The sequence below is a fragment of the Streptomyces sp. IBSNAI002 genome, from assembly GCF_052244475.1.
Lineage (GTDB): Bacteria > Actinomycetota > Actinomycetes > Streptomycetales > Streptomycetaceae > Streptomyces.
The window spans coordinates 2,087,878-2,103,394 of sequence record NZ_JBQPXG010000002.1 but is presented as its reverse complement, the minus strand read 5'-3'; the positions used below and the strand labels follow the sequence as shown (position 1 = coordinate 2,103,394).

Below are 15,517 nucleotides of genomic sequence, written 5' to 3'. Positions count from 1 at the left end.
GCGCTCCACCCAGGTCGTCGCTCTGCGTGAACTACGCTCGCAATCCGAAGGCAGGGAGAGGAGCGGATCCGTGACGGATTTCGTCGGGCGGCGGCGTGAGCTCAAGGAGCTGCGCGAGGACATCGCACGGACCGGGCTCGACACCCTCTCGGGCCGCAAGGCCAAGGCCCCCCGCGCCCGCGTGCTGCTGGTCGCCGGGCGGCCGGGGTCCGGACGGACCGCACTCGCCGAGGCGTTCGTCCGCGAGATCGCGGACCAGTACCCCGACGGGCTGCTCCGGACCCGCCTGACCGCGCCCGGCGGGGAGACCCTGGCCACCGAGCGCGCCGTCCGCGGCCTGCTGGAGGGGCTCGGACAGGCCACCCCGCCCGGAGCCGGCGAGGACGAGCTCAGCTCGGCCCTGCGCACCGCGCTCGACGGGCGCCGCGTGGTCATCCTGGTCGACGACGCCGCCGACCCGCACCAGGTCGACGCCCTGCTGCCGGACACCCCCGAGTGCCTCGTCGTGGTCACGGCCGAGGGACCGCTCACCGGCATCCCCGACGTGCGGCCCTGCACCCTCGGCGGACTCGACACCCCCGCCGCCGTGGAGATGCTGGCGCAGCGCATCGGCGACACCCGGGTCACCGCCGACCCGCGCGCCGCCGAGACCCTCGCCGAGGAGTGCGGAGGCCAGCCCGCCGCGCTCGCCCTCGTCGGCGGCTGGCTCGCCGCCCACCCCAAGGCCTCCGTCGCCGACGTCGCCAAGCAGCTGCACGACATGCCCGCCGGTGTCGGCGGTCCCCTGCACCGCGGCTTCCGCCTCGTCTACGAGTCGCTGCCGCAGCCCGCCCAGCGCACCCTGCGGCTGCTGCCGCTGGCCCCCGCCGGGATCGTCGACTCGCACACCGCCTCCGCCCTCGCAGGCTGCTCGGTGGCCGCGGCCCAGTCCACGCTGGACGACTTCGCCGGGCTGGGTCTGCTGCACCCCGCCCACAACGGCCTGTTCCTGCTGCCCGGCTGCCTCGCGCCGCTGCTCCAGGCCCTGCTCGAAGCCAAGGAGCGCCCGGCCGAGGTCCAGCTCGCCCGGGCCCGGATGCTGGAGCGCACCGTACGGCTGCTGCATTCCTGCCGGGCCATGGCCGAAACGGACGAGGGCGGCGGGGTCGGCGGGGACGGCCTGCGGGAGAAGCTCGACGGGGTGCCGCGCGCCCTGCGCTTCCCCGACCGGCGGGCCGCCGCCACCTGGCTGGACACCCGGCTGCCCGCCCTCTCGTCGGCCGCGGCCCTGGCCGTGGCCGACGGGGAGCTGGACACCCTGGCCCGGCGGCTGATCGCCGCGCTCGTCCGGGCCCTCGCCGAGCACCGCGGCACAGCCGAGGCGGCGCCCGAGCTGTACGGGCTGCACCGGCTGGTCCTGGACGTGGCCGAGCGGCGCGCGCTGCACCGGGAGCAGGCGGCCGCCCTGCTGAACCTGGCCGACCTGGACGCCGAGACCGGCCGGACCCAGGAGGCCCTCGACCGCTACCGGGCCGCGCTGGACGCGGGACGGGCGGCGAACGATCCGTACGCGACCGGCCGCGCGATGGAATCCGTAGGGGGCGCCTACCAGGAACTGGCGGACTGGCACCGGGCCTCCGACTGGTTCGGCCGGGCGCTCGCGCAGGCCCTGGCGCGCGGGGAGCGCGCGGACGAGGCGCGGCTGTACGGGCGGCTCGGCAACGTCCACACGTACGCGGGCCGGTACGGGGACGCGCTGCGCAGCTGGCGGGCCGCCGCCGGGGGCTACCGGAGGCTGGCCGATGTGCCGGGCCAGGCCAAGGCGTTGAGCGAGATGGCCCGGGTCCAGGAGTACGCCGGCCGCCCCGAGGAATCGCTGCACACCTGCCGGGAGGCGGTGGAGCTGGCGCGCCGTGCCGGGGACCAGCGGCTGCAGGCCGCGCTCCAGGTCCGGCTGGCCGACACGCTCGACCGGCTGGGGGACCCGGCAGCGGCGAGGCTGCACCGGTCAGCGGCCGACAGATTGCTGGGAGACGACCCTGCGGCCTGCGAAATCCGTAGTGGATCCGACTAAGATTATTTGTTTGCAAGGCTAGACACGCGTTAATCCTTCATTAAACTGGCTTCACCACGTCATCCCGTGGTGCATCCCGTTGCGCGTTCTTGTGGGCGGGTATGTATGGAAGTGCCCCGTATTTTCCCCTGAGCCAAGGACCGTGATCGACGATGAAGGTCGGCATCCCCCGCGAGGTCAAGAACAACGAGTTCCGGGTCGCCATCACGCCCGCCGGTGTGCATGAGCTGGTCCGCAACGGCCACCAGGTCTTCATCGAGCAGAACGCCGGTGTCGGCTCCTCGATCACGGACGCGGAGTACGTCGCGGCCGGCGCCGAGATCCTCGGCACCGCGGACGAGGTCTGGGCGACCGCGGACCTGCTGCTGAAGGTCAAGGAGCCCATCGCGGAGGAGTACCACCGCCTCCGCAAGGACCAGACGCTCTTCACCTACCTGCACCTGGCGGCCTCCCGCGAGTGCACGGACGCCCTGCTGGAGTCCGGCACCACCGCCATCGCGTACGAGACGGTCGAGCTCGCCAACCGCGCGCTCCCGCTGCTCGCCCCGATGTCCGAGGTCGCGGGCCGTCTGGCCCCGCAGGTCGGCGCGTACCACCTGATGCGCTCGGCCGGCGGCCGCGGCGTGCTCCCGGGCGGCGTCCCCGGCACCCACGCCGGCGAGTGCGTGGTCATCGGCGGCGGCGTCTCCGGCTGGAACGCGGCGCAGATCGCCATCGGCATGGGCTTCCACGTGACCCTGCTCGACCGCGACATCAACAAGCTCCGCGAGGCCGACAAGATCTTCGGCACGAAGATCAAGACGATCGTCTCCAACGCCTTCGAGCTGGAGAAGGCCGTCGTCGAGGCCGACCTCGTCATCGGCGCCGTGCTGATCCCGGGTGCGAAGGCCCCGAAGCTGGTCACCAACGAGCTCGTCGCCAAGATGAAGCCCGGAAGTGTCCTTGTCGACATTGCGATCGACCAGGGCGGCTGCTTCGAGGACTCCCGTCCGACCACCCACGCCGAGCCGACCTTCCAGGTCCACAACTCGGTCTTCTACTGCGTCGCCAACATGCCGGGCGCGGTGCCGAACACCTCCACCTACGCGCTGACCAACGCCACGCTGCCCTACATCGTGCAGCTCGCGAACCTCGGCTGGGTCGAGGCGCTGCGTCGTGACCCGGCGCTCGGACTGGGCCTCAACACCCATGACGGCCAGGTCGTTTACGGTCCGGTGGCCGAGGCCCACGGCCTCGAGACCCTCGAGCTGAGCACGCTGCTCGGCTGATACGTCAACGACTGACGTCAATCTCACGTATCCGGCCGGACCTTGCCCGCAAGGTCCGGCCGGACGCGTTTGCGGGGTGCGCCGGAGAGCCGCTCAACTCGCCTCGAACGTAACCCTTTAACCCTTTCGCACACCCGCGAAACTTCGCGGTGACAGCTCGTGCGCCCTTGACAGAGTGGTGTTCGGTTGCCGACACATCGTGCCGGGTCCGGCGGATTGTGTTGCCGCTGAGCGGTGACACGCCATAGAGTCGCCAACCGTCGGCATGGTGCCACGCTGACCTATCGATAAGTGTCCTGGTCACGTCCGAGGAGGTAAGACGACTTGTGAATGAGTCGACATTTGCTCCTGGGGGTGGTCGAGCAGGCGTGCCGGAGCGGGGCCAGAACCCCGCCGGGCTCGAGGCTGTCGGCTCCGTCGCAGTCCGCACCTTCGCAAACCACCAGCACATGACGACGCCCCAAAAGAGCATGGACGGCCTAGACGTGAACTCCAGGGCCGGCGACCTGAGCGGCGAAAAGCCCGTGGGTTTCGCCGACTACGAAAACGTGCCCGAAGGGCACTTCTACGACCCCGACGCGGAGTACGAACCGGACCCCGAGTACGCGGCCACCCTCGCCCCCGACGCTGCCCGCCAGCGCCGTGAGCGGATCGGCCCCACCGGACGCCCGCTCCCGTACTTCCCGATCCCGGGTCCGCTGACCGACCACGGTCCGGCGAAGATCATCGCGATGTGCAACCAGAAGGGCGGCGTGGGCAAGACCACGTCGACCATCAACCTGGGTGCCGCCCTCGCCGAGTACGGGCGCCGCGTGCTGCTCGTCGACTTCGACCCGCAGGGCGCGCTGTCCGTGGGCCTCGGCGTGAACCCGATGGAACTCGACCTGACGGTCTACAACCTGCTCATGGAGCGGGGCATGTCGGCCGACGAGGTGCTGCTCAAGACGGCGGTCCCCAACATGGACCTGCTGCCGAGCAACATCGACCTGTCCGCTGCCGAAGTGCAGTTGGTCAGCGAGGTCGCGCGCGAGTCCACCCTGCAGCGGGCCCTGAAGCCCCTGATGGCGGACTACGACTACATCGTGATCGACTGTCAGCCCTCGCTCGGTCTGCTGACCGTGAACGCCCTGACGGCGGCTCACAAGGTCATCGTCCCGCTGGAGTGCGAGTTCTTCGCGCTGCGCGGCGTGGCGCTGCTGACCGAGACCATCGAGAAGGTGCAGGAGCGGCTCAACCCGGAGCTGGAGCTCGACGGCATCCTCGCCACGATGTACGACTCCCGTACGGTGCACAGCCGCGAGGTGCTGGCGCGCGTCGTCGAGGCCTTCGACGACCACGTCTACCACACGGTCATCGGCCGCACGGTGCGCTTCCCGGAGACCACGGTCGCCGGCGAGCCCATCACGACGTACGCCTCCAACTCCGTCGGCGCCGCCGCGTATCGCCAGCTCGCCAGGGAGGTGCTCGCCCGGTGTCACGCCGAGTGAGTCTGCCCGGAGCCGACGAACTGTTCCGTACGACCGGCGGGATGGCCCTCCAGTCCTCCTCGCCGAGGCGGGGCGCCGACGAGGCGCCCGCCGCCGAGCACGCGGCCTCCTCGGCCGAGGGCGCGGCGGGGGAGGGCCGGAGCCGGGAGGCCGAGGCGGGCACGGAATCCGTGGTGGGAGCACCCCGACGGTCGCAGGAAGGTTCTGTCAACGGAGCCCCCGCGGCCCCGGGGGCGGGCGGACGCGGCAAGGGCCAGGGCCGGGGCGCGAACCGGCGGCCCAGCGGGCGCGAGCGGCACGACGAGAAGATCACGGTCTACGTCTCCGCCGAGGAGCTCATGGACCTGGAACACGCGCGGCTGGTGCTGCGCGGGGAGCACGGTCTGGCGGTCGACCGGGGCCGCATCGTCCGCGAGGCGGTGGCGGTCGTCCTGGCCGACCTGGAATCCCGCGGCGACGCCAGCATCCTCGTCCGCCGCCTGCGCGGCCGCTGACCCTCCGGATCCCCCGGCCCCGCGGCGCGGCCCCGCCGCCCGGCGCATCGGCCGCGGGACGCTCCGGGCCGGTCCGGCGGGACGGGAGGGACGCACCCTAGGGTGGGGGCACGCCGTGGCCGGTGGCCGCCGCGTCGTCCCCTCCGTACGACCATGGACCGCGATGCCCCTCCCCGCCGAACCCGGCCGACCCGCCCGCCGCCTCCTGGGACGCGGCCCCGGTGTGCCGGAAGGGGCCCCCGAGGCGCCCGCTGAGGGCCCCGGAGCGTCCGGACCCGGGGACGACCCCGAACACGCCCCCGCACCGCCTGAGGCCCCCGCGGAGGGCCGCGAAGGCCCCTCCGGCCCGGCCCCGGCCCCTCTCGCCGCCCCGGACACGGCCGCGGCCGCCCCCGAAGCCGCGTCCGCCGGCCCCGCCGGAGGCGACGGGCGGTTCACGCTGCGGCTCGCGAACTTCGAGGGGCCGTTCGATCTGCTGCTTCAGTTGATCTCGCGGCACAAGCTCGACGTGACCGAGGTCGCGCTGTCCAAGGTCACCGATGAGTTCATGGCCCACATCCGGGCCATGGGTCCCGACTGGGACCTCGATCAGACGACCGAGTTCCTCGTCGTCGCCGCCACCCTGCTCGACCTCAAGGCCGCCCGGCTGCTGCCCGCCGCCGAGGTGGAGGACGAGGCCGACCTCGCGCTGCTGGAGGCCAGGGACCTGCTGTTCGCCCGGCTCCTCCAATACCGGGCGTACAAGCAGATCGCCACGATCTTCGAGGACCGCGCGGAGGCCGAGGGGCGCCGCTACCCCCGCACCGTCGGCCTGGAGCCGCACCACGCCGACCTGCTGCCCGAGGTCGTCATCACCATCGGCCCGGAGGGCTTCGCCCGCCTCGCCGTCAAGGCCATGCAGCCCAAGGCCAAGCCCCAGGTGTACGTGGAGCACATCCACGCACCGCTGGTCAGCGTGCGCGAGCAGGCGGCGCTCGTCGTGCGGATGCTGAAGGCCCGCGGCGAGGCCACCTTCCAGGAGCTCACCGAGGACGCGGGGGACACCCTGACCGTCGTCGCCCGCTTCCTGGCCCTCCTGGAGCTCTACCGCGAGAAGGCGGTGGTCCTGGACCAGGAGGAGGCCCTGAAGACCCTCACCGTGCGCTGGAGCGGCGGGGACGGCGACGGCATGCCGACCGTGACCGACGAGTTCGACCAGATCGTGGAGGCCAAGGAATGAGGGCCGAGGAATGAGTACCGACGTGGCCGGGCTGGAGCTGAAGCCGGCGCTGGAGGCCGTACTCATGGTCGTGGACGAGCCCGCGACCGAGGCGCACCTCGCCAAGGTGCTGGAGCGCACCCCGCGGGAGGTCGCGGACGCGCTGCGCGAGCTCGCCGACGAGTACACGCTCCAGGGCCGCGGGTTCGAGCTGCGCCTGGTCGCCGGGGGGTGGCGGTTCTACACCCGGGCCGAGTTCGCCCCGGCCGTCGAGGGCTTCGTGCTGGACGGCCAGCAGGCCCGTCTCACCCAGGCGGCGCTGGAGACCCTGGCGGTCGTCGCGTACCGCCAGCCGGTGAGCCGTTCCCGGGTGTCGGCGGTCCGCGGAGTCAACTGCGACGGGGTCATGCGGACCCTCCTCCAGCGGGGTCTGGTGGAGGAGGCGGGGACGGAACCCGAAACAGGTGCGATCCTGTACAGGACGACGAACCACTTTTTGGAGCGGATGGGCCTGCGCGGCCTGGACGAGCTCCCGGAGCTCGCGCCCTTCCTCCCCGAGGCGGACGCGATCGAAGCCGAGACGCAAGAAGGTGTGCCGTCGTTCGATCCGGACGCACCGGACACTGATGAAGACGACGACAAGACGACGGACATTTGATGCGAAGCAACGGCAACGGCGGCGGCAACAGGAACAGCGGCGGCGGCGGTGGTGGCGGACGCGGTAACTCCCGCGGCGGCAGCTCCTCCGGCAGCGGCTCCTCCCGGGGCGGCGGCTCCTCCTCGGGCGGTGGCTACCGCGGTGGCGGCGGCTCCTCCTCCGGCGGTGGCTACCGCGGCGGCAGCGGCTCCTCCTCCGGTGGTGGTGGCTCCTCCTCCGGCGGTGGCTACCGCGGCGGCTCCTCCGGCGGAGGGGGCGGCTACCGCGGCGGCTCCTCCGGCGGCGGCTACCAGGGCGGCGGCTCCGGCCCGCGCGACCGTGACCGCGACCGCGACCAGGCCCCCCAGCGCCCCCGCAACCCCCGCCCCGAGGAGCGTCGCTACGACGTGGGCCCCGAGGGCGAGCGCTCCGGCCGCAGCGGCCCCAAGGCCGGCGGCGGCGGTGCCCGCGGCGCGGCGGCGCGCGGTGGCGCCAAGGGCGGTCCCCGGACCTCCAGGACCCCCGGCATCGGCGGCGCGGGCGGCCCGCGCAGCGGCCCCGGCAGCCGCAGCGGCCAGTCACGTCCGCGAGAGCTGGACGCGCGGATCGAGGAGCGCGTGCGCGACCGGTACGCGGACAAGCCGGTCATCAAGACCCCCAAGACCTTCCCGGGCGCCGAGGAGGAGGGTGAGCGCCTGCAGAAGGTGCTCGCCCGCGCCGGCATGGGTTCGCGCCGCGCCTGCGAGGAGCTCATCGAGCAGGCCCGCGTCGAGGTCAACGGCGAGATCGTGCTGGAACAGGGCAAGCGCGTCCAGCCGAAGGACGAGATCAAGGTCGACGGCCTGACGGTCGCCACCCAGTCGTACCTGTTCTTCGCGCTGAACAAGCCGGCCGGAGTCGTCTCCACCATGGAGGACCCGGACGGCCGCCAGTGCCTCGGCGACTACGTCACCAACCGGGAGACGCGTCTCTTCCACGTCGGCCGGCTCGACACCGAGACCGAGGGCATCATCCTGCTCACCAACCACGGTGAGCTGGCCCACCGCCTCACGCACCCGAAGTACGGCGTGAAGAAGACGTACGTCGCGGCGATCACCGGCCCGCTGCCGCGCGAGATCGGCAAGCGCCTCAAGGACGGCATCGAGCTGGAGGACGGCTACGCCCGCGCCGACCACTTCCGCGTCGTCGACCAGGTCGGCAAGAACTACCTGGTCGAGGTCACCCTCCACGAGGGCCGCAAGCACATCGTCCGCCGCATGATGGCCGAGGCCGGCTTCCCGGTCGAGAAGCTCGTGCGCACCTCCTTCGGGCCGATCGAGCTCGGCGACCAGAAGTCCGGCTGGCTGCGCCGCCTGACCAACACCGAGGTCGGCATGCTGATGCGCGAGGTCGGTCTGTAGCACCCCGCGGTACCCCCGGGTACCCGCAACACCCCGATACCGGGTCGAAGAGCCCGCAGTGCCCCGGCGCTGCGGGCTCTTCGCTTGCCCGGCCACCCCTGCTGCGTTTATAGTCAACCTGACTATTAAGGGAGTGGGGGCTCGTCATGAGCTGGACCGAGGTACTCGGATTCGCCACTGGTGCCCTGTGCGTGTGGCTCGTGGCCCGCCAGCACATCGCCAACTGGCCGATCGGCATCGCCAACAACGTCTTCTTCATCGTTCTCTTCGCCCAGGCCGGCCTCTACGCCGACGCCGGGCTGCAGATCGTCTTCATCGCCCTCGCCGCGTACGGCTGGTGGTCCTGGACCCACGGGGGTGGCCCTGGAACCGCCGACGCCCTGCCGGTGCGCCGCACCACGCGCACCGAATGGGTCCGGCTGGCCGCGGCGGGGGCGGTGGGGGTGCTCGCCCTCACCCTGCTGCTGAGCCGCGCCACCGACTCCACCGTCCCGTTCTGGGACGCCCTGACGACCGGGCTCTCGCTCGCCGCCACGTACGGCCAGTGCCGCAAGCTCCTCGAGTCCTGGTGGCTGTGGATCGCCGCCGACCTCGTGTACATCCCGCTGTACGCCCACAAGGGCCTCTACCTGACCGCCGCCCTCTACGTCGGCTTCCTCGCGCTCTGCGTGGCCGGGCTGGCCGGCTGGCGCCGCACGCTCCCCGCGCCGGGCGCCCGTACGGCCCTGGGGGCGACGGCGTGAAGCGCTACGGGCACGGGCTGGTGCTGGGCAAGTTCTACCCGCCGCACGCCGGGCACCACCACCTGGTGCGCACCGCGCAGGACCGCTGCGACCGGCTGACCGTACTGGTCTGCGCGGCCTCCGTGGAGTCGGTTCCGCTCGCCGACCGGGTCGCCTGGATGCGCGAGGAGCACCCCCGCGCGGACGTCGTCGGCGCGGTCGACGACATCCCGGTCGACCTGACGGACCCCGCGGTCTGGGAGGCCCACATGACGGTCTTCCGGGAAGCGGTCGGCAGGCCCGTCGACGCCGTCTTCACCTCGGAGGCGTACGGGGCCGAACTCGCGCGCAGGTTCGGCGCCGAGGAGGTCTGCGTGGATCCGGCCAGAACGCTGTTCCCGGTCTCCGGGACGGCGGTACGGGCCGACCCCGTGGGCTGCTGGGACTTCCTGGGGCCCGCCGTACGGGCCTCCCTGGTCCGGCGGGTCGTCGTACTCGGCGCCGAGTCCACCGGCACGACCACGCTGTCGCGGGCGCTGGCCGAGCACTACCGGCGGCGCGGCGGCGTCTGGGCCGGGACGGGCTGGGTCGCCGAGTACGGGCGCCGCTACAGCGAGGAGAAGCTGGCGGCCGCGCGCACCGCCGACCCCGCGGCCACCTGGGCGGACATCACCTTCACCTCGGAGGAGTTCCCGGTCATCGCGCGGCGCCAGGACGCGCAGGAGGAGCGGGCCGCCCGGCTGGGCTCGCCGGTGCTGTTCTGCGACACCGACTCCTTCGCCACCGGCATCTGGCACGAGCGGTACACGGGCGGGCGCAGCGAGGAGGTCGAGAAGACCGCCTCCCTCACCACGCGCGACCTGTACCTGCTGACGGACCACGCGGACGTCCCGTTCGAGGACGACGGACTGCGCGACGGCCCGCACCTGCGGCCCTGGATGACCGGGCGGTTCAAGGAGGAACTGGAACGCACCGGCAGACGTTTCCTCCTCGTACGGGGCGACCGCGAGCAGCGGCTGGCGGCCGCGGTGGCGGCCGTCGACGAACTGCTCGCCGAAGGACGGCACTTCGCCGACCCCCTGCCGGAGACCCGATGAGCGGGGTGCCGCCCGAGGGCTACGAACCCTCCGCCTTCGTGCCGTTCGCGGTGACCGTCGACCTCGCCGTCCTCACCGTGCGCGCCGGGCTGCTGCACGTACTGCTGATCCGGCGCGGGCAGCAGCCGTACCAGGGCGACTGGGCGCTCCCCGGCGGCTTCGTCCTGCCGCGGGAGTCCGCGGAGAGCGCCGCCCGGCGCGAGCTGGCCGAGGAGACCGGGCTGGCGCCGGACCTGGTGGCCGCCCTGCACCTGGAGCAGCTGCGCACCTACAGCGAGCCGGACCGGGACCCCCGGATGCGGGTGGTCTCGGTGGCCTTCGCCGCGCTCGTCGCCGACCTGCCGGAACCGGCGGCGGAGGGCGGCGGGGACGCGGCCCACGCCCGCTGGGTGCCCGTGACCGGGGTCGGACCGCTCGCCTTCGACCACGCCGTGATCCTGGCGGACGCGCGCGAACGGGTCGGCTCGAAGCTGGAGTACACCTGCCTGGCCACCGCCTTCTGCCCGCCCGAGTTCACCCTCGGGGAGCTCCAGGCCGTCTACGAGACGGTCTGGGACACCGCCTTGGACCGCCCCAACTTCCGCCGCAAGGTCCTGGCCACCCCCGGCTTCGTCGAGGCCGTACCGGGAGCCGCCCGGCTGACCGGAGGCCGCGGCAAACCCGCCGCGCTGTACCGGCCCGGTCCGGCGACCGCCCTGCACCCGCCCCTGCTCCGCCCCTCGGAAGGACGCACACGATGACGACGCACACGGTGGCGACGAACCCCAAGCGCGCGGCGACCGGCGCGCTGATCGGCCTCGCCCTGGGGGACGCCCTGGGCTTTCCCACCGAGTTCAACGACGTGCCGTCGATCCTCGCCAAGACCGGCCCCTGGCGCGAGATGAAGCTGCCCCGGCCGGCGATCGTCACGGACGACACCCAGATGACGCTCGCCCTGGCGCGGGGCATGCGGACCGCGGCCGACCGGGGCCGGGTGGGCCCGCTGCGCCTCGCCCGGCCGGTCCGGGAGGAGTTCGTCGACTGGTACCACTCGCCCGAGAACAACCGGGCGCCGGGCCGCACCTGCATGACCGCCTGCTCGCTGCTCAACGATCCCGAGCGGGACTGGCGGGACGCCAGCCGGACCGGCTCCAAGGGCTGCGGCGCGAACATGCGGGTGGCGCCCGTGGGGCTGGTCCCCGGCTGGACCGAGGAGGAGCGGGCGGGCGCGGCGCAGCTCCAGTCGGCCCTCACCCACGGCCACCCGACGGCCCTGGCCGCCTCCGACCTCACCGCCCGGGCCGTGTACCTGCTCGCGCAGGGCACCGAGGTGACGGGCCTGGTCGGACGGCTGCGCTCGTACGCCCTGGAGAACCGCACCCGCTACCACGAGCGCTGGCTCGGCGACCTCTGGACGCGCACGGCGGCCGACGCCTCCCCGGAGTCCTACATGGCGCGCGGCTGGGACGACTGCCTGGCGGTCCTGGAGCGGCTCGCGGCGGCCCTGCGCACCCCGTCCCCGGAAACGGACCCCTGCCTGACCACGGGCGAGGGCTGGATCGCCGAAGAGGCCCTCGCCACGGCCCTGCAGTGCTTCCTGCTCTTCCCGCAGGAGCCGCTCCTGGCCCTGCGCCGCGCCGCCTGCACCGCGGGCGACTCGGACTCCCTGGCCTGCCTGGCCGGCGCCTTCGCGGGCGCCCACCTCGGCGCGGACGCCTGGCCCCGCGACTGGGAGGGCCGCATCGAGTACCGCGACGAACTCCTGGCCTTCGGCGCGCTCTGGGACTAGGAGACCGACGAGGCGCGGCGGGTGCGGACGAGGAAGTCCTCGACGCGGGCGCGGTCCGGGTCCTCGGGGAGGCGGGTCGTGGTCAGGGCCGCGTCGGTTTCGGCGGTCAGGCGGGACATCCAGCCGTCGACCTCGGCCCAGCTGAGCTCGCCGCGGCGGACGGCCAGGAGGCGGTCGCGGTGGGGGCCCGCGTCGAGCGTCAGACGGCCCGTGCGCAGCAGGTCGCGGCAGGACAGCAGCAGGCGCAGCAGGTGCATGGCGTGCTTCCAGCGCGGGGCGCCGTGGACGCGGACGTCCGCGAGGAGCTTGCCGTGCTGGGAGGCCGCGTACCGGCTGAAGCTGGTGTGCGCCCGGCGGGAGAGGAAGGCCTCGCGGAGGGAGAGGAGTTCCTCGCCGACCGGGGTGACCTGCTCGACCAGCGGGGAGTGCAGGCACTCCAGGATGTTCGGATTGGCGCGCAGGGCCAGCTCGCAGAAGCGCTCCAGCTCCCACGAGAACTCCTCGTCCCGCGGGCCCTCCACGTGCGTGGGGGGCTTCTCGAACCGCCAGAAGAGCGGCGTCGGGGCGAGGTAGACACCGCGCCGGTCGGTGTCGCTCGCCTCCGTCGCCAGTCCGAAGGCCCGGGATCCCATCACGCACCGGTAGACCGTGTGTTCCCGCACCAGCGTCAGTTCGTCCATCCGGGGAGCCTAGGCACCCGGGCCGCCGCTAGGCGAGCGAGATACCGCCGTCCGCCGCGACCTTGATCTCCTTCTCCGCGAGCCCGCTGGTCGCCGGGCCCTTGGTCGGCGCTCCCCCCGTGGCCTCGAACGTGCTCATGTGGCAGGGGCAGAGAATGCTGTTGTTCTCCACCTTGTTCACGAGGCAGCCCTGGTGGGTGCAGACCGCCGAGAAGCAGCGGAAGGACCCGGCGGTGGGCTGGGTGATCACCAGCTTCTCGTCCTTCAGGATCTTGCCGCCGCCCACCGGCACCTCGGCCGCCATGGCGATGACCTTCTCGGCCGCCGCGGGCTCCTGGGACGTGGCCGGCCGGGACGCGGACGCGGCGGGCTCGGACGCCGATCCGTTCGCCGGCGTCTTGTCGCCGTCACCGCCGCCGCACGCGGTGAGCGCGCCGCCTGCCAGGGCGGCCGCGCCGGCCGTCAGTACCGTACGCCGGGCGGTGTGCGTGGGGTCGCTCATGGTTTCTCCTCGCTTCGGGGCCGGATCGGGCGAGAGCATCCTGGCCTGCGGCGGGCCTCAGGAGAAGCCCGCCGCGCCGTTTCGGTGGCCCGGCTCCCACGGTGCCAGTGAGGCAGGGGTGCCGGGTGTGCGTACGACCTCCCACACGCGAACCACGGCCTCGCGGTTCAACGGGCCGTGGACATGCGGGTAGCGGCCGCCGGATTCACTCTCGCGGCGGACCTCGGCGGTCAGGGCGGCTTCGTCGAGTTCCACCGCGAGCAGGATCCCCGGTACCGCGCGGTAGTGCGCGTCGGCGATCGCGAGGGCCGTGGGCCCGTCGGCCGAACAGTGCACGAAACCCTCCGAGTCGAGCGAGGGCGGGGCGTACGGCCGCTCGGGTGCGGCGGTCCAGTCGGCGAGCGGGACGAGATGGAGGATCATGCCGATCGTTCTACCGCAGCCTCCGGTGGCGTGTGCGCCAAGTGGCGGCCATGCCCGGCTTGGGTGACATTGTCCGTGTCTTGAAGCCGGGTACGCCGCTTTCGTGCGGCCCGGTCCCTCTGCGAAAGGCAGGACCATGGCGGGTAACGACCTCGGCTCCCTTCTCGGCGGCCTCCTCGGCGGCGGCCAAGGCGGCGGTGCCGGCGGCGGAGGAAACATTCTCGGCTCGCTGCTCGGCGCACTCATGGGCGGCGCGGGCGGTGCGCAGGCGGCCGGAGGCGCCGCGAACAACCCGCTCGCCGGCCTGCTGGAGATGCTCACCAAGTCCGGCCTCGTCGACCAGGCGCAGTCCTGGGTGGGCACCGGCACGAACCAGCCGGTCAGCGCCGACCAGATCAAGGAGGCGCTGCCGGACGACACGCTCCAGAAGGTCGCCGAGCAGGCGGGCGTCACCCCCGACGCCGCCGCGGCCGAGATCGCGCACGCGCTGCCGACGGCCGTCGACAAGCTGACGCCCAACGGCTCGGTCCCGTCCGGTTCGCTGGAGGACATCATCAAGGCGCAGCAGCTCTGACACGGCTGCCCGCCGGGGCCCGGCCGCCGTCCCACTGGGCGGGCGCCGGGCCCTCGCGGCGTCCGGGCTGGCTACCCTGGCCCGACAGCCCGTCACCTCGCCGAACGCAACCCTGGAGTGCCCCGTGAGAACCGCCGTCGTCATCGGAACCGGACTGATCGGCACCTCCGCGGCGCTCGCGCTGACCAGCCGCGGCATCACCGTCCACCTCGTCGACCACGACCCGGCCCAGGCCCACACCGCGGCCGCGCTCGGGGCCGGCACGGACGAGGCCCCCGAGGGCAGGGTCGACCTCGCGATCGTCGCCGTGCCCCCGGCCCACGTGGCGGCGACGCTCGCCGACGCGATCGGCCGCGGGGCCGCGCGCGCGTACGTGGACGTGGCCAGCGTCAAGGGCGGGCCGCGCCGGGAGCTGGAGGCGCTCGGCGTCGACGTGACGGAGTACATCGGCACGCACCCGATGGCGGGCAAGGAGAGGTCGGGGCCGCTGGCCGCCACCGCGGACCTCTTCGAGGGCCGCCCCTGGGTGCTGACCCCGACCCGGGACACGGACCACGAGGTGCTGAACCTCGCCCTGGAGCTGGTGTCGCTGTGCCGGGCCGTACCCGTCGTCATGGACGCGGACGCCCACGACCGGGCGGTGGCGCTGGTCTCCCACACCCCGCAGCTGGTGTCGAGCATGGTCGCCGCGCGGCTGGAGGAGGCCGACGAGACGGCCGTCCGGCTGTGCGGGCAGGGCATCCGGGACGTCACCCGCATCGCGGCCTCCGACCCGCGGATGTGGGTGGAGATCCTCTCGGCGAACCCGGGGCCCGTCGCCGACGTCCTGGCCGGGATCGCGGCCGACCTGGAGGAGACCGTCGAGGCGCTGCGCGGGCTCCAGTCGGCCGACGTGGAGAAGCGGCGGGGCGGCGCGGCCGGGATCGAGGACGTGCTGCGGCGCGGGAACGCGGGGCGGGTGCGGGTGCCGGGCAAGCACGGCGCGGCGCCGACGCCGTACGAGACGGTGGCCGTGCTGATCTCGGACCAGCCGGGCGAGCTGGCGCGGATCTTCGCGGACGCGGGGCGGGCCGGGGTCAACATCGAGGACGTGCGGATCGAGCACGCGACGGGGCAGCAGGCCGGTCTGGTGCAGCTGATGGTCGAGCCGCGCGCCGTCGCCGGCCTGACGGCCGAGCTGCGCGAGCGGGGCTGGGCGCTGCGGCAGCAGTAGC

General features: G+C 73.3%; 16 protein-coding genes. 13 read left to right on the top strand and 3 right to left on the bottom strand.

Features of this window, described 5'->3' with window-relative positions:
• Positions 1–22: 22 nt before the first annotated feature.
• The 11 genes from ACTVZO_RS10245 (at position 23) to ACTVZO_RS10195 (ending at position 12,124) form a co-directional block, all read left to right on the top strand.
• On the top strand, positions 23–2,053 hold the full coding sequence (locus tag ACTVZO_RS10245; RefSeq protein ID WP_443303106.1) for a tetratricopeptide repeat protein: 2,031 nt from the start codon (positions 23–25) through the stop codon (positions 2,051–2,053).
• A gap of 152 nt (positions 2,054–2,205) precedes the next feature.
• Positions 2,206–3,321 (top strand): alanine dehydrogenase, encoded by a 1,116-nt coding sequence (gene ald, locus ACTVZO_RS10240; protein WP_443298081.1) that lies wholly within the window; start codon positions 2,206–2,208, stop codon positions 3,319–3,321.
• Positions 3,322–3,689: 368 nt separating this feature from the next.
• Positions 3,690–4,808, top strand: a complete 1,119-nt coding sequence (locus ACTVZO_RS10235; protein WP_384228341.1) for a ParA family protein — start codon at positions 3,690–3,692, stop codon at positions 4,806–4,808.
• Positions 4,793–5,302 carry a hypothetical protein gene (locus tag ACTVZO_RS10230; protein ID WP_384228339.1) on the top strand — a complete coding sequence of 170 codons (510 nt, stop codon included), beginning with the start codon at positions 4,793–4,795 and terminating at the stop codon, positions 5,300–5,302. The genes ACTVZO_RS10235 and ACTVZO_RS10230 overlap by 16 nt, the downstream gene beginning before the upstream one ends.
• 163 nt (positions 5,303–5,465) lie before the next feature.
• Positions 5,466–6,521, top strand: coding sequence for a segregation and condensation protein A (locus ACTVZO_RS10225; protein WP_443298080.1), 1,056 nt, complete (start codon positions 5,466–5,468; stop codon positions 6,519–6,521).
• Positions 6,522–6,531: 10 nt separating this feature from the next.
• Complete coding sequence (gene scpB / locus ACTVZO_RS10220; RefSeq protein WP_443298079.1) at positions 6,532–7,158, top strand: SMC-Scp complex subunit ScpB; 627 nt, start codon at positions 6,532–6,534, stop codon at positions 7,156–7,158.
• Entirely contained in the window at positions 7,158–8,537 is a 1,380-nt protein-coding gene (locus tag ACTVZO_RS10215) for a pseudouridine synthase (protein ID WP_443298078.1), read from the top strand. Before scpB ends, ACTVZO_RS10215 begins: the two co-directional genes overlap by 1 nt.
• A gap of 146 nt (positions 8,538–8,683) precedes the next feature.
• On the top strand, positions 8,684–9,280 hold the full coding sequence (gene pnuC / locus ACTVZO_RS10210) for a nicotinamide riboside transporter PnuC (protein WP_443298077.1): 597 nt from the start codon (positions 8,684–8,686) through the stop codon (positions 9,278–9,280).
• Entirely contained in the window at positions 9,277–10,356 is a 1,080-nt protein-coding gene (locus ACTVZO_RS10205; protein WP_443298076.1) for an AAA family ATPase, read from the top strand. Before pnuC ends, ACTVZO_RS10205 begins: the two co-directional genes overlap by 4 nt.
• Entirely contained in the window at positions 10,353–11,096 is a 744-nt protein-coding gene (locus tag ACTVZO_RS10200; RefSeq protein ID WP_443298075.1) for an NUDIX hydrolase, read from the top strand. The genes ACTVZO_RS10205 and ACTVZO_RS10200 overlap by 4 nt, the downstream gene beginning before the upstream one ends.
• Positions 11,093–12,124 (top strand): ADP-ribosylglycohydrolase family protein, encoded by a 1,032-nt coding sequence (locus ACTVZO_RS10195; RefSeq protein WP_443298074.1) that lies wholly within the window; start codon positions 11,093–11,095, stop codon positions 12,122–12,124. The genes ACTVZO_RS10200 and ACTVZO_RS10195 overlap by 4 nt, the downstream gene beginning before the upstream one ends.
• Here ACTVZO_RS10195 and ACTVZO_RS10190 read toward each other — a convergent pair.
• The 3 genes from ACTVZO_RS10190 to ACTVZO_RS10180 are packed head-to-tail and all read right to left on the bottom strand — an operon-like array spanning position 12,121 to position 13,729.
• The gene (locus tag ACTVZO_RS10190; protein WP_443298073.1) at positions 12,121–12,804 is read right to left on the bottom strand and encodes a nucleotidyltransferase domain-containing protein; all 684 of its coding nucleotides are present in this window, start codon (positions 12,802–12,804) and stop codon (positions 12,121–12,123) included. The genes ACTVZO_RS10195 and ACTVZO_RS10190 overlap by 4 nt on opposite strands.
• A gap of 28 nt (positions 12,805–12,832) precedes the next feature.
• Positions 12,833–13,306 carry a Rieske (2Fe-2S) protein gene (locus tag ACTVZO_RS10185; RefSeq protein WP_443298072.1) on the bottom strand — a complete coding sequence of 158 codons (474 nt, stop codon included), beginning with the start codon at positions 13,304–13,306 and terminating at the stop codon, positions 12,833–12,835.
• A 57-nt stretch (positions 13,307–13,363) separates the two neighbouring features.
• The gene (locus ACTVZO_RS10180) at positions 13,364–13,729 is read right to left on the bottom strand and encodes a DUF952 domain-containing protein (protein ID WP_443298071.1); all 366 of its coding nucleotides are present in this window, start codon (positions 13,727–13,729) and stop codon (positions 13,364–13,366) included.
• A gap of 136 nt (positions 13,730–13,865) precedes the next feature.
• Here ACTVZO_RS10180 and ACTVZO_RS10175 point away from each other — a divergent pair, with 136 nt between their 5' ends.
• The gene (locus ACTVZO_RS10175; RefSeq protein WP_443298070.1) at positions 13,866–14,303 is read left to right on the top strand and encodes a YidB family protein; all 438 of its coding nucleotides are present in this window, start codon (positions 13,866–13,868) and stop codon (positions 14,301–14,303) included.
• 112 nt (positions 14,304–14,415) lie between these two features.
• A complete protein-coding gene (locus ACTVZO_RS10170) occupies positions 14,416–15,516 on the top strand; it encodes a prephenate dehydrogenase (RefSeq protein WP_443303105.1) in 1,101 nt (366 codons plus the stop codon).
• Position 15,517 lies beyond the last annotated feature (1 nt).